Origin of the sequence: Bradyrhizobium jicamae (assembly GCF_001440395.1) — a bacterium.
Lineage (GTDB): Bacteria > Pseudomonadota > Alphaproteobacteria > Rhizobiales > Xanthobacteraceae > Bradyrhizobium > Bradyrhizobium jicamae.
The window spans coordinates 1-14204 of sequence record NZ_LLXZ01000167.1; the positions used below are offsets into that span (position 1 = coordinate 1).

The window sequence follows — 14204 nt, forward strand, 5'->3', positions numbered from 1 at the left end:
TGCGAAAACGAGAACACCGTCTCGCGGATCGCATCCGCGGTCTCGCCGAGGTCGAAGTTGAACATCCGTTGCGCGTTGGGAATCATGGCCACCTCCCGGCGAATTAAACGTTGTTTCAAACAGACTTATGCTTCGGGCCTGCGCTTGTCACGCGGCGAAATGCGCTGAACCGTCCGGGATCGGCCGGATGGTCGATGCGGCCAAATGCGCCCAACTCGCCCTTGCGCCGGCGGCCGGGTCGAGATGTAATAGGGTAAAACATCGCCCGCTCGATTTGCTTCGCGTGGGTAGAATTCAGGGAGAGCCACCCATGCACGGAACCGTCGATCTCGCCAGCGATTCCCAACTGCGATCCGCGCGCGACGCGGCCCAGTCCACGCCGCTGGCGGATTTCGACGTCAGCAATCCCGAGCTGTTCAAGACGGATTCGTTCTGGCCCTATTTCGACCGGCTGCGCCGCGAAGAGCCGGTGCACTACTGCAAGGATTCGATGTTCGGGCCGTATTGGTCGGTGACCAAGTACAACGACATCATGGACATCGAGACCAACCACGCGGTCTTCTCGTCGGCAGCTTCGCTTGGCGGCATCACCATTCGCGACGTCGCGCCGGACCTGCGCCGCGAAAGCTTCATCGCGATGGACCAGCCGCGCCACAGCGCGCAGCGCAAGACGGTGGCGCCGATGTTCACGCCGACCCATCTCGACGAGCTCGCGATCAACATCCGCAAGCGTTCCGCCGAATGCCTCGACAACCTTCCCAAGAACGAGGTGTTCGACTGGGTCGACCAGGTCTCGATCGAGCTGACCACGCAAATGCTCGCCGTGCTGTTCGACTTTCCCTGGGAAGACCGCCGCAAGCTGACGCGCTGGTCCGACGTCGCAACGACGCTTCCCGGCCCCGGCGGCGTTGTCGCCACCGAGGAAGAGCGCCAGGCGGAGCTGATGGAATGCGCGACCTATTTCGCCAGACTGTGGAAGGAACGCATCAGCCAGCCGCCAAAGAGCGACCTGTTGTCGATGATGGCGCATAGCGACGCCACCCGCGACATGGACCCGAAGAACTTCCTCGGCAATCTGATCCTTTTGATCGTCGGCGGCAACGACACCACCCGCAATACGCTGTCGGGCAGCATCTATGCGCTGAACAAGAATCCGGACCAGTACCGCAAGCTGCGCGACAACCCTGATTTGATCGACAGTTTCGTGCCCGAAGTGATCCGCTGGCAGACGCCGCTGGCGCATATGCGCCGCACCGCGCTCGAAGACATCGAATTCCGTGGGCGCCAGATCAAAAAGGGCGACAAGGTCGTGATGTGGTACGTCTCCGGCAACCGCGACGAGGACGTGATCGACCGCCCCTACGACTTCATTATCGACCGCGCCCGCCCCCGCACCCACCTTTCCTTCGGTTTCGGCATCCATCGCTGCGTCGGAATTCGGCTGGCGGAACTACAACTAAGGATTATCTGGGAAGAAATCCTCAAGCGGTACGATAATATTGAGGTGATAGCCGAACCGAAGCGGGTATATTCGAGTTTCGTCAAAGGCTACGAGACCCTGCCGGTCCGCATCGCCGGCTAACCCTGAAAGCCCTACCGGGATTTACAAACATGAACGTCCAGACCTCCATCAGAGCCGACAAGAAAGAGCTTCGGCGCGCCGCGCGCGAAGAGGCCTATTCGACGCCGCTCAGGGATTTTCACCCCGGTGCGCCAAAACTGTTTCAGAACGACACCCTGTGGCCGTGGTTCGAGCGGCTGCGCAAGGAAGAGCCGGTGCATTACTGCACCAACTCGCCGATCGAGCCCTATTGGTCGGTCACCAAATACAACGACATCATGCATGTCGACACCAACCACGGCATCTTCTCCTCCGATTCGACACTCGGTGGCATTTCGATCCGCGACGTGCCGCCGGGCTACGACTATCCGAGCTTCATCGCGATGGACCAGCCGCGGCACTCGGCGCAGCGCAAGACGGTGTCGCCGATGTTCACGCCGACGCATCTGGATGAACTCGCCAAGCTGATCCGCGAGCGCTCGCAAAAAGTGCTGGATAATCTGCCGCGCAACGAGACCTTCAACTTCGTCGAGCGCGTCTCGATCGAACTGACCACGCAGATGCTGGCGACCCTGTTCGATTTCCCCTGGGAGGAGCGGCGCAAGCTGACGCGCTGGTCCGACGTCTCGACCGCGCTGCCTAAGAGCGGCGTCGTGGATTCCCCGGAGCAGCGGCGCCAGGAGATGGACGAGTGCTACGCCTATTTCTCAAAGCTCTGGAACGAGCGCGTCAACGCGCCGCCGAAGAACGATCTGCTGTCGATGATGGCGCATAGCGACGCGACGCGGCACATGGACCCGGACAATCTGATGGGCAACATCATCCTGTTGATCGTCGGCGGCAACGACACCACCCGCAACACCATGAGCGGCTCGGTGCTGGCGCTGAACGAGCACCCGGATCAATACCAGAAGCTGCGCGACAACCCGGCCCTGATCGACACGATGGTGCCGGAAGTGATCCGCTGGCAGACGCCGCTCGCCCATATGCGCCGCACCGCGCTGGTCGACACCGAGATCGGCGGCAAGAAGATCAGGAAGGGCGACCGCGTCGTGATGTGGTACGTCTCGGGCAACCGCGACGAGGAAGGCATCGAGCGGCCGGATGAGTTCATCATCGATCGCGCCCGTCCGCGCACGCATCTGTCGTTCGGCTTCGGCATCCACCGCTGCGTCGGCATGCGGCTTGCCGAGTTGCAATTGAAGATCGTGTGGCAGGAAATGCTGAAGCGGTTCGATCGCATCGAGGTGGTCGGCGAGCCGAAGCGGGTCTATTCCTCCTTCGTGCGCGGCATCGAGCAGCTGCCGGTTCGCATTCCCGGATGAGCGCCGAGCTCAATCCGCCCGAACTGGCGGAAGCGATCAACGCCAAGGGCTTTCCCGGCGCGGCGGGTGTCCGCATCGTCGCCATCAAGCCGGGATATGCCGAAATCGCCCTGGCCCGCCGCGACGACCTGCTGCAGTTCTTCGGGCATTTTTTCGGCGGCGTCATCACCTCGCTCGCCGATCATGCCGCCGGCATCGCCATCACGTCCGCTCTCCCGAAGGGCAAGATCGGCGTCACCGTCGAGCTCAAGGTCAACTTCCTCAGCCCTGCGGACGGCGCGGAACTGATCGCGCGCGCCAAGACCCTGAAGATGTCGGGCTCGATCGGCGTCGCCACCGTCGAGCTGTTTTCGAAGAAAGAAGATGCCGAGACGCTCTGCGCCTTCGGCACCGCCACGATGCGCGCGATGGATCTGCCGGCTGAACTCCGGCCACGTTGAAGCGTGCCCCTATAAATCCCAATGGCCGAGGGACGTCCGTTGCGCCTCGGCGAACAGCCTATCGCAGCAGGTCGGCGAAGGACTGCGGCGGAGAACAGGCACGCTCCGGCGGCACCGGATCGGCACGCAAAGCGGCTCCGCGCACTTCGCCCGGCGTGCATCCGAAGTGCCGCCGGAATGCCCGGTTAAACGCAGTTGTATTGTGCAAGCCGTGGCCTGCAGCGAGGTTGGCGATGGTTTCAAACGCAGAGTGAGGGTTGCTGAGTTCGGCATAAGCGCGTTTCAAACGCAGCGCTTGCACGTGAGCCGCCACGCCGCCCCGGTCCTCGAACATCCGGTACAGGCTCGAACGGGAGATGCCTGCCAACGCGCAGATCCGCTCCGGATTGAGGCGCGCCGAACCGAGATTGTCACGGATCAGCCGGTCTACGCGCTCCCGCATCACGATCGATCGCTCCGCTGGCATCTGGGTGACCGACGCGTCTCCGGTGAGGCATGCGACAATCATGACACGCGTCATTTCGGCGATCGCCGGCAGTTCTGACGGATCCGCATCGTGCAGACGCTGGACAAGCGACAGCAAGTAGTCCGCAAACAAGCCCGCCTTGGCTCCTGATAAAAGACTTGGCGCCCGGATCGCAGGTGTAACGCCGAGGGCGGGAAGCGCATGCCGGGGGATCATCGCCGCTATCCACTCGCCGGCGCTGTAGTCATCGCAATAGTCGTGCGCGAATCTGGTTACTGCAACCTGACCGGGAAAGGCACGGAACCCTCCAAGAGAGCTGCGAGACACCAAAACTCCTTTGGTCATCACGCGCAGTACCCAGTGATCAACCTCATTGCGGCGGAGGTGGACAGGCGTGCGAAGGACTCGCCGGGCTGGCGTCCGGTAGCGGCCGATCAAGATGGAGCCAAGCTGCCAATGCTCGCCGCTAGCAGTGAAGGCCTGCCGCCCGTCTGGGGCAACTTCGATCATATGAAGCGAACGGAACTCGTTTTTCCACCAAGGCTTTACGAGGTCATCCCCGGCATCTACCAGGTCCGAGGGTTCGATCTTTCGGACCTGACGTTCGTGCGCGGCAAGACTGGCTGGATCCTCTTCGATCCGCTGGTGAGCGCCGAGACGGCCCGCGCGGCCTGGAAGCTGTTCCAGGACCACGTCGGCCAGGGCCTGCCCGTCTCCGCGGTGATCTACTCGCACACGCATGTGGACCACTGGGGCGGCGTGCGGGGCCTTCTGAAGGAAGAAGATGTCCGGTCAGGAAAGGTGCCGGTGATCGCTCCGGTAGACTTCCTGTCCCACACGATCTCGGAGAACGTTTACGCCGGCAACGCCATGAACCGGCGGCTCTTCTACCAATACGGCCTGCTTCTTCCCGGCGCCCCGCATGGCTATGTAGGCCAGGGCCTCGGACAACGGGCGTCCGCCGGGTCCGTTGGACTGATCGCACCGACGCGGCTGGTCGAAAAACCGATTGAGGAGTTCGAAGTCGACGGCGTGCGGATGATCTTCCAGAACACGCCGAACACCGAAGCGCCGAGGGAGATGAACACTTACATTCCCGACATGAAGGCGCTCTGGATGGCCGAGAACGTCATCGCATCGCTGCACAACGTCTACACGCTGCGGGGCGCGCCCGTCCGCGATCCGCTGAACTGGTCCAAATACATCGCTGAAGCGCTGTATCGCTTCGGCCTCGATGCCGAGGTGATGTTCGCCTCCCATCACTGGCCGCGTTGGGGCAATGCCCGAATTCAGGAAATCCTGCGCAGCCAGCGCGACCTCTACGCGCACATGAACAATCAGGTGCTGCACCTCGCCAACCAGGGCATTACGATCAACCAGGTCCACAATGTCTACGAGGTTCCAAAGAGCTTGCAGCAAAAATGGGATTGTCGTGGCTACCACGGCTCACCGCAGCACAACAGCCGCGGCGTGGTCCAGCGCTACCTCGGTTTCTGGGACTGCAATCCGGCGACGCTCATCCCGCTCTCGCCAGAGAGCTCCGCTCCGCTCTACGTCGAGATGATGGGCGGTGCGGAAAAGATCCTGGCGCGGGGCCGCCAGCTCCATGACGAGGGCCAGTACCTGTTGGCTTCGGAGATCGTCAACAAGCTTGTCCAGGCTGAGCCGCAAAATCAGGCGGCGAAGGAGCTGCTGGCCGACATCTTCGAGCAGATTGGCTACCAGCAGGAAAACCCCGGCCTGCGGAACAGCTTCTTGTCCGGCGCGTATGAACTGCGCACGGGCATCCCGCAGGGCGAGATGGCGAGTTCGAGCAGCCCGGACGTGGTGCGGGCAATGACCACTGAACTGTTCCTGAACTTCCTGGCCATCCGCATGGACAGCCGCAAGGCCGAAGGCATCAGGTTCACGATCAATCTGATCACACCCGACAATGGTGAGAAGTTCCTCGTCGAACTGGACAATGCAACCCTCACCAACATCGCGGGTTTCCAGGCGAAGACCCCGGACCTCACCCTCACCATCAAGCGGACTGATCTGGAGCAAACCATGGTAGGCGCGAAGACGCTTGACGCCCAGATCGCCGATGGCACCGCCACGATTCAAGGCGATGCCAGCGTTCTGGCAAAGCTCGCCTCGTTCATGGTCGACTTCGATCCGCGCTTTGAGATCATGCCCGGCACCAAGACCAAGGGCCTCACGCTGGCGCACGCCGATCCCTACGAAGCGGTACCACGCCGAACCGTTGCGGAATAACAGCGGCTTCCTTCGTGCGCGGAAACGAGCAGCTTCCCGCGCGCTCCCTGGCTAGCCGCGACCGACAAGATGAGCCGCGGAACGCCAGGCGTGAAGCGACAGCGCTTCGAGGCTTCGTACCGTATCGACGCGAAGCAGTGCGGCGTCGGCGGTGAGCGTTCCATTGGCGACCGCGCCGAGCGTCGCGCTGCGATGGATACGCAGCGCTTCGCCGAGTTGCGTCGTACAACGCTCGAGCTCGGCGATCGCCTCGTCAGGCGGGATCGCGCGCGGACCGGCCATGGCGTCGGCGCCACGTGAGACCGGCACAATCTGCGGCGATCCGGCAACGCGAGGCGGCGTCGCCACGCCGCGCGCGATCGCGGCTGCGCTGCGCATCGCTTCTGCGCATAGCTCCGCGGCGCGGCTGTCCTCCGGTCCATCCCGCACCGAACCGAAGTTGATCCCGCCGTTCGCCACTTCCGTCAGTCGAGACGCGCGGTCGAGTGCGTGCAGCGTGCTCGTGAGACGCCGTTGCTCGTCGTCGGTGTCAGGCGGTCCGGTCACATCAGACAGGAATATTTGCGCCTGGCGCAAGGCGTCGGCCGCTTCCTGCACCGATACGGCCTCCTTGCCAAGACGGATTGGTTCAGCGCGGCCGGCCAGCGACGCATCGATCGAACCGCATACCGTTACGAGCACCCGCGCGATCGTTCGCCGCACCGCTTCCACGGCCACGATCGGATTGGCGAGCGCCAAGGGTTCGAGGCACCGCGTCAGCGGTGAGCCACGCTCCGGCAGCATGCGCTCGACCAGTCGCGTGAACCAGTCGATCATGGGCAGCAGGACCACCACGCCGACAACATTGTACGCCGTGTGATACGCGGCCAGCAACGTGACGCCGTCGACGGTGCTCGAGGCCCGCTCAAGCAGAGGGATGACGACGGGAAAAAGCGTCAGCGCGATGACGGCGGCGATCAGCTTGAAAAGGATATAAGCAATGGCCAGCCGCTTGGCGGTGGTGCTCGCGCCGATCGCCGCCAGGGCCGAACTCGTCGCTGTTCCGATGTTCTGGCCGATGATCAGCGCGCAGCCCTGGTCGAGCCCGACCGCACCGGCGTAGTAACCGGACAACGTGACGGCGACGGCGGCCGTCGACGACTGCATCAGCGCGGTCATCACCAGTCCGATCACGACCAGCACCAGCACACCGAGCAGGCCCGACCACCACCGGGCTTCCGGACCTCCGAGAACCGCAGGCAGGTCCGCCGGGTGCAATCGTTCGGCAAGCCCACCCATGCCTTGCTGCAGGGTCGTCAATCCGAACAGCACAAGCCCGAACCCGGCGAGAGCGCCACCCGCCCCGGATAGTCGGCCGCGCGCCAGAAGCTTGGTCAACGCACCAACGAAGATCATCGGCAATGCCGCGGCCGTGAGCGAGACGCGGACGCCGATGAGCGCCACCAGCCAGCCAGTCCCCGTGGTGCCGACATTGGCGCCGAAGACAAGGCCCAACCCTTGCTGGAACGTCAACAAGCCGGCGCTGACGAGACCGATCGTCGTCATGGTCGTTGCACTGGAGGACTGCGTCAGAAGCGTGACGATGGCGCCCCAAAAGGAGCCGTGCAGCGGCGTTGCCGCCGCCTTGCTGAGCATCACGCGCAGGGCGGAGCCGGCCAGCGTCTTCAGGCCTTCCGTCATCACGGTCATGCCAAGCAGAAAAAGACCGACGCCGCCGAGCACCGAGACTGCAGTGGACATGCGCGCTCCTGAGGTGAATCGCGATCAGGCCAGCTTCTGCACTGTAGCGCGGTTGCAGAGCGAACGCAGCCGCCCCTCCGGAAAGCCTTGACTAGGAAGAGCGGGGAGCTGACATGGTGGATTTCATGCTGCTGATGCAATCAAGGCGTAGGGGTTGATCGTGAGCGCCAATAGAGCGATGAAACTTGCGGTGATCGGACGTGGTCTGATCGGGGCGGCGGCTGCACGCCATCTGTGCAAAATGGGCCATGAGGTTGCACTGATCGGGCCCGATGAGCCGGCCGATTTTGCGCATCACAACGGGGTCTTTGGCAGCCACTACGATGAGGGCCGGATCACGCGCATTCTCGATTCCGAGCCATTCTGGAGACAAATGAACCGTGCCGCGATTTCGCGCTACGGCGAGATCTCAGCGGAAAGCGGTGTGGAATTCTACCGGGAAGTCGGCGTGCTTCACGCTGGCCCTGGCGAAAGAAGTGACGTCGCTTCGATTGGCAAAATCGCCGCTGAGGCCGGGATCTTCTGTGAAGCATATGATGATACGGGACTCGCGGAGCGATTTCCGTATCTCGGATTTGCGGCCGGAATGCAGGGCTATTTCGAGCCGAAGAATGCCGGACATATCAGCCCGCGGCGCCTGGTGCGGGCGCAGACGATCGCGGCGGAGCGCGCCGGTGCACGGATCATCGCCGAGCCCGCTCTGGGGATCTCGGAAGGCGGCTCTGGTGTGACGATTCGGACGAGATCGGGCAACGTCGAGGCCGAGCGCGTTCTCGTTGCAGCAGGCGGGCATACCCAATCACTGCTCGGCCAATCCCTGGGTTTTACGGTCTACGGGCGCACCGTCGCGATGTTTCGGCTTGATGCGGCGGAGGCTCAACGCTTGGCCGGAATGCCGTCGATGCGTTGTTTCGGGCCCAAGGGCGAGAATCCCTACATTCTTCCGCCAATCCCCTATCCGGACGGCCACACCTGGTTGAAGCTCGGCGGTGATCCGGTCGATCTTCCGCTCGAAAGCGAGGCAGATATCAAGGACTGGTTCCGATCGGGCGGCTCGATTCCCGTGGCTGATGGGCTTGAAAAGCAGATCCTCGGTCGTATTCCCGGCCTGGATTTTCAAGAACGCCGCGTTGTGCCTTGCATGACCACCTTTGGCACAACAGGCCTTCCCTGCATCGGGCCGCTTTCGGAACGCGTCATCATTGCATTCGGCTGCTACGGGAAGAGCGCGAAGTGTTCGGACGAATTGGGTCGATTAGGCGGCATGGCGCTGCTCGGTGAGGTCAGAGCAGAGCTCGCACCCTGATTCAGGTGGGTGGGTTCGGCGCGCGGCCCTCCGTTGACACCGCCGAGCCGAGACACGACATACCCTGTACCGCCGACTGAGCTCACGGCCGAGGATGAAGATATGGACGCGCCCCACAACATCGATTCCGTTTCCGCCGATTCCGACGATGCCGTCGTACACTGGCTGACGAACGAGACGCGCGATCAGCGTTTCATCGACAATATTTTCGCCGAACTATGCGTGCGCCTTCAGCGATCGGGCATTCCCGTCAAGCGGGCGACGCTTCATCTCCTGATCTATCATCCGCAATGGCTTGGCGCCCGGATCATCTGGGCGGACGGGATGCGCGAGGCAGAGATTGAACGGGTCGACTACGATGTCAGGGAGCGATCCGAATACATCGGCAGTCCCGCCAACGAGATCCATGACGGCGCCACCGAGGTGCGCGAGAACCTCGAACGCGATCCCTCGCTCGGCCGCAAACATGCCCTGTACGACGAGATGCGCGCGAAAGGCCTGACCGACTATGTCGCCTGGCCGCTGTACCACACCCTCGGCAAGCGGCACATCGTGACCTTCGCGACCGACCGCCCCGGCGGTTTCGACGACGCGCATATCGCCGGCCTGCGCAAGCTGCTGCCGGTTCTGGCGCTGGTCAGCGAAATCCGCATGAAGAACCGGCTGGCGCGAACGCTGCTCGAAACCTATGTCGGATCGCACGCCGGCGAACTCATTCTGGCCGGCGCTACCCGGCGCGGCAGCGGCACGACGGTGCGCGCCGCCATCATGATCTGCGATCTGCGCGAGTTCACGAAGATCTCAGACAACTGGCCGCGGGACGACGTCATCGATCTCCTCAACGGCTATTTCGACGCGATGTCGGAGCCGATTGTGCGGCATGGCGGCGAAATCCTGAAATTCATCGGCGACGGCCTGCTCGCCATCTTTCCGCTCAGCCAGCCATCGGCCTGCGCCAATCTGCTGCGCGCCGTTGGCGAGGCCCGTCAGGCCATGATTGCCCTGAACGAAGAGAACGGAAAGACCGGCCGAGCGCCGCTGAACTACGGCATCGGCATCCACGTCGGCGACGTCATGTACGGCAATATCGGCTCGCGCACCCGGCTCGATTTCACCGTCATCGGTCCCGCGGTCAACATGGCGTCGCGGCTCGAGGCGCTCACCAAGCAGTTGGGCCGGACAGTGCTACTGTCGAAAGCGTTCGCCGAGCTGGTGAAGAGCGATTTCGATCTCGAACACGTCGGCGAACATCCCGTGCGCGGCTTCAGTGAGCCGATCGAGCTGTTTGCGTATCACGGCTGAACGCCGATGAGCTAGGTTGGCTCACGCGCGCATCCCCTCAGGAACAGGCCGGTCGCGACCTGCGCACGGCGCTCAACTTCGTTTCGGTCAGGCGCTGGCGCGTGGCCGAACATCACCGCGCGTTGCGGCTGGAACACGAGCATGCCGAGCAACATGCCGGCAGCGACCTCCGCATTCTCTATTTCGATCAGGCCACGCTTCACTTGCGCCTTCAGCCAGTTCGCCAGCGTGCTTTCGGTTCGCTTGATCGCCTTGCTGTAAAAGGTATCTGCGATCTCGGGAAACTGTTCGCTCTCGCCGAGGATCATCCGCTGAATCGCGATTACCTCGCTGTCCAGGATCAACTCGCCACAGGCGATCAGCGCTGCGCATAGCGCCGCCTCGATGTCGCTACCCTCGCACGCCTTCAGACGAACCACGGAAGCGAAACGATCGAGCCGGTCCGTGATCGTCGCCTCGAACAACGCCGACTTGTTCGGGATCAGGCGGTACAGCGTCCTGGTCGAAACGCCGGCACGTCGCGCCACGCTCTCCATGTTGGTGGTGGCGTAGCCGGCAGATGCGAATTCGTGGCGCGCGGCGTCGAGGATCACCGCGCGCGTTTCATCGTCGGATCGTGCCTGCGGTCGCCCGCGGCCGCGCGGCGCCTTCGATACCGCACTCCCGCCTGACGCTCTCGCCTTCGTGATCGCCATCTCGAGCCATGCCTTTAGCTGATGCCTGTCATTCCATTGACACTCCGAATATGGGCTCTATTTTGGAAAATATCAAGTTTCCAAATTAATGGAGGGCCGTCATGAGTGCCCAAACACGGCCAACCGCAGGTTCCGGTCCCCGCGCCCAGCCACGAAGTTGTGGCGGCAACGCCCGAACCCGATCGAAAGGGCCGTTTGAAGCGCGTTTTGCTGGCGGGAGCCGCCGTCGCCGTGCTCGCAGCCGCCTCCTGGTATGGTTGGGACTACTGGACGATCGGTCGCTTCCTGGTCTCGACCGATGACGCCTACGTGAAGGCGGACAACACCACGATCGCCCCAAAAGTCTCCGGCTATCTCAATCGGGTCCTGGTCGGCGATAACCAGCATGTGAAGACGGGTCAGGTACTGGCACGGATCGACGACCGCGACTTCAAGGTCGCGCTCGATCAGGCCAAGGCCGATGTCGCCGCAGCCACGGCTGCGGTCGAAAGCAAGCGCGCGCAGCTCGACGTACAGCAGGCTGTGATCGACGCAGCCAAGGCCACGCTGGACGTCGATACGGCCGCGCGGGTCTTCACCGCCCAGGAAAACAAGCGCTATACCGACCTTGCCGCTACCGGCTATGGCAGCGTGCAGAATGCGCAGAACGCGCAGGCACGCGACAACACTGCCGTTGCCGCCATCGAGCGCGACAAGGCGAATCTGGCCTCTGCGCAAAAACAGGTCGAACTGCTGAAGGCCGAGCTGGCGCAAGCCGGTGCGGCTGAGGCAAGGGCCAAGGCAGTCGAGCGACAGGCCGAGCTCAATCTGTCCTACACGACCATCACCGCGCCGATCGAGGGCGTGGTCGGCAACCGCACATTGCGCGTCGGGCAGTTCGTCCAGGCTGGCACCCAGTTGATGTCACTGGTGCCTTCGAACGGCGCCTATGTCATCGCGAATTTCAAGGAGACGCAGCTTGAGAACGTCCGCGCCGGCCAGCCGGTGGACATCGAAGTCGACATGTTCCCGGGGAAGGCCGTGCATGGCCATGTCGACAGTCTTGCGCCGGCGAGCGGGCAGGAATTCGCGCTGCTGCCGCCGGACAATGCCACGGGCAATTTTACCAAAGTGGTGCAGCGCATCCCCGTGAAGATCGTGCTCGACGGCGCCGACGCCGCTCTCCGGCCCGGCATGTCGGTCGTTCCCAGCATTCACACCAGGACCGCGACGGCGGTTCGCCCGCAACCTGCGCCCCCTCACCCCGTGACGCCGCAGCTCGCCTCAAACAGGTGATGCCATGTCGGACCTTGCCCTCACCCATCCAGCATCGGCCCCGCGTGTGATCGCCGCCCCGGCCGCGCAACCCGGCCGCGCCGGCACCACGGTGTGGATCGCCATCCTCGCCGCCATGATCGGCGCGTTCATGGCGATCCTCAACATCCAGATCACCAATGCCTCGCTGCTCAATATCGAGGGCGGCATCGGCACCGGCGTGGATAACGGTTCCTGGATCTCGACCTCCTACCTGATCGGCGAGATCGTGGTGATTCCGCTGACCGACTATCTCAGCCGGGTGTTTTCCTTCCGCAACATCATGCTGAGCTTTGCCAGCCTGTTTGCGGCATTCTCGGTCGCCTGTGCCTTCGCCACCGACCTGCCGACGATGATCGCGTTGCGCGCCTTCCAGGGGTTTTTCGGCGGCGTGCTGATCCCGATGGCGTTCACGCTGGTGTTCACCAGGCTTCCGAAGGCGCAGCAACCGATTGGGCTGGCAATGTTTTCGCTGGCGGTGACGTTTGCACCGGCGATCGGCCCCACCATCGGCGGATACCTCACCGAGAATTACGGCTGGCAGACGATCTTCTTCGTCAATGTCATTCCGACCGCGGTGATGGTCACAACGCTTTACTTCACGCTGGAGCGCCAGCCGCTGAACCTCGGCCTGTTGCGCGAAGGCGACTGGTTCGGCATCGCCACCATGGTGGTCGGCCTGTCGGCCTTGCAGGCGGTGCTAGAGGAAGGCAACAAGAACGACTGGTTCGGCTCGCCATTCATCGTGAAGCTGGCGCTTGTCGCAGCAATCAGCCTGGCGCTGTTCGTCGCCAACGAACTGATCGTCGAAAAGCCGCTGCTGCGTCTGCGGCTGCTCACCCAGCGCAACTTCGGGCTCGGCACCGTCGCCGCCGTCTTTATCGGTTTCGCGCTGTTCGGCTCGATCTATCTGCTGCCAGCCTATCTCGGCCAGGTACAGCGGTACAACGCCGAGCAGATCGGTACCGTATTGGCCTGGACCGGCCTACCGCAGCTATTGCTGATCCCGCTGGTACCGAAGCTGATGGAGCGTTTCGACATCCGCTTCATCGCCTTCGCCGGCACGGCCATCTTCGCGATGAGTTCGTTCATGAACACGGCGATGTCGCTCGACTATTCCGGCGACCAGCTTTTCATCCCCAACATTGTCCGCGCCATCGGCCAGGCCCTTCTGCTGACGCCGCTGAGCGCGATTTCGCTGGGCAGCGTGGCGCCGCAGGACGCGCCCGCCGCCTCCGGCATCTCCAACATGATGCGCAATCTCGGCGGCGCGGTCGGCACCGCCATGCTTTCCACCATCGTGACCAAGCGCGAGCAATTTCATTCCAACATCATTGGCCAGGCCGTCGACCTCGGCCGGGAGGAAGTGCGCCAGCGCATCGCGACGATGACGGATTACTTCATGGCGCATGGCATGAGCGATCCGGCCAGCGCGCGCCATCAAGCCATCATTGCCCTCGGCAAGACCGTCAAGCAGCAGGCGCTGATCATGGGATTCAGCGACACCTTCGCGGTGGTCGGCATCGTGCTGGTGCTAGCGGGCATCGCCCTTCTCCTGACCAGCAAGCCAAAGGGTGCCGCCGCGGGCGGCGGGCATTGAGGACGATCGAACGGAACTCGAACTGTAACTGCGCTTCATCCAGCACTGACGAGGAGAATTCAATGACAAACACGATCGCCGAACGTGGCCGCCAGAGCTTGCAGCCATCACGAACTTTTTAGTCCTTCGTTATCGCCCGCAGGGCTTCAAAGATCGGTCGCCAGTCACATTTTTTATGATGATCGTCATCTTTAAGTGCCTCTCATTGGAAGGAGTGAAA

At 62.8% G+C, this 14204-nt stretch carries 11 protein-coding genes; 8 read left to right on the top strand and 3 right to left on the bottom strand.

The features are described 5' to 3' along the window. The first annotated feature begins 310 nt into the window (after positions 1-310). Genes CQ12_RS28255 through CQ12_RS28265 form a run of 3 tightly spaced genes read left to right on the top strand, consistent with a single transcriptional unit; the run spans position 311 to position 3326 of the window. Complete coding sequence (locus tag CQ12_RS28255; protein WP_057838572.1) at positions 311-1582, top strand: cytochrome P450; 1272 nt, start codon at positions 311-313, stop codon at positions 1580-1582. 29 nt (positions 1583-1611) lie between these two features. Then, positions 1612-2886: a cytochrome P450 gene (locus tag CQ12_RS28260; RefSeq protein WP_057838573.1), complete on the top strand. Its 1275-nt coding sequence runs from the start codon at positions 1612-1614 to the stop codon at positions 2884-2886. Then, positions 2883-3326 carry a PaaI family thioesterase gene (locus tag CQ12_RS28265; protein WP_057838574.1) on the top strand — a complete coding sequence of 148 codons (444 nt, stop codon included), beginning with the start codon at positions 2883-2885 and terminating at the stop codon, positions 3324-3326. The genes CQ12_RS28260 and CQ12_RS28265 overlap by 4 nt, the downstream gene beginning before the upstream one ends. Before the next feature lie 58 nt (positions 3327-3384). Here CQ12_RS28265 and CQ12_RS42830 read toward each other — a convergent pair whose 3' ends face one another. Next, the gene (locus CQ12_RS42830) at positions 3385-4137 is read right to left on the bottom strand and encodes a helix-turn-helix domain-containing protein (protein WP_245310208.1); all 753 of its coding nucleotides are present in this window, start codon (positions 4135-4137) and stop codon (positions 3385-3387) included. A gap of 15 nt (positions 4138-4152) precedes the next feature. On the opposite strand from CQ12_RS42830, the gene CQ12_RS28275 reads away from it, so the two are divergent. Continuing rightward, positions 4153-6048 (top strand): alkyl/aryl-sulfatase, encoded by a 1896-nt coding sequence (locus tag CQ12_RS28275; RefSeq protein ID WP_245310209.1) that lies wholly within the window; start codon positions 4153-4155, stop codon positions 6046-6048. Between the two features lie 51 nt (positions 6049-6099). On the opposite strand, the gene CQ12_RS28280 is transcribed toward CQ12_RS28275, so the two are convergent. Continuing rightward, a complete protein-coding gene (locus CQ12_RS28280; protein ID WP_057838576.1) occupies positions 6100-7788 on the bottom strand; it encodes a Na/Pi cotransporter family protein in 1689 nt (562 codons plus the stop codon). A gap of 160 nt (positions 7789-7948) precedes the next feature. On the opposite strand from CQ12_RS28280, the gene CQ12_RS28285 reads away from it, so the two are divergent. Next, positions 7949-9094, top strand: a complete 1146-nt coding sequence (locus CQ12_RS28285) for an NAD(P)/FAD-dependent oxidoreductase (protein ID WP_063799832.1) — start codon at positions 7949-7951, stop codon at positions 9092-9094. Between the two features lie 102 nt (positions 9095-9196). After that, a complete protein-coding gene (locus CQ12_RS28290; protein ID WP_057838577.1) occupies positions 9197-10396 on the top strand; it encodes an adenylate/guanylate cyclase domain-containing protein in 1200 nt (399 codons plus the stop codon). Between the two features lie 11 nt (positions 10397-10407). On the opposite strand, the gene CQ12_RS28295 is transcribed toward CQ12_RS28290, so the two are convergent. After that, positions 10408-11091, bottom strand: a complete 684-nt coding sequence (locus CQ12_RS28295; RefSeq protein WP_057838578.1) for a TetR/AcrR family transcriptional regulator — start codon at positions 11089-11091, stop codon at positions 10408-10410. A 105-nt stretch (positions 11092-11196) separates the two neighbouring features. On the opposite strand from CQ12_RS28295, the gene CQ12_RS28300 reads away from it, so the two are divergent. Then, a complete protein-coding gene (locus CQ12_RS28300; protein ID WP_057838579.1) occupies positions 11197-12366 on the top strand; it encodes an HlyD family secretion protein in 1170 nt (389 codons plus the stop codon). Positions 12367-12370: 4 nt separating this feature from the next. Continuing rightward, on the top strand, positions 12371-13984 hold the full coding sequence (locus CQ12_RS28305) for an MDR family MFS transporter (RefSeq protein ID WP_057838580.1): 1614 nt from the start codon (positions 12371-12373) through the stop codon (positions 13982-13984). The last annotated feature ends 220 nt before the right edge of the window (positions 13985-14204 follow it).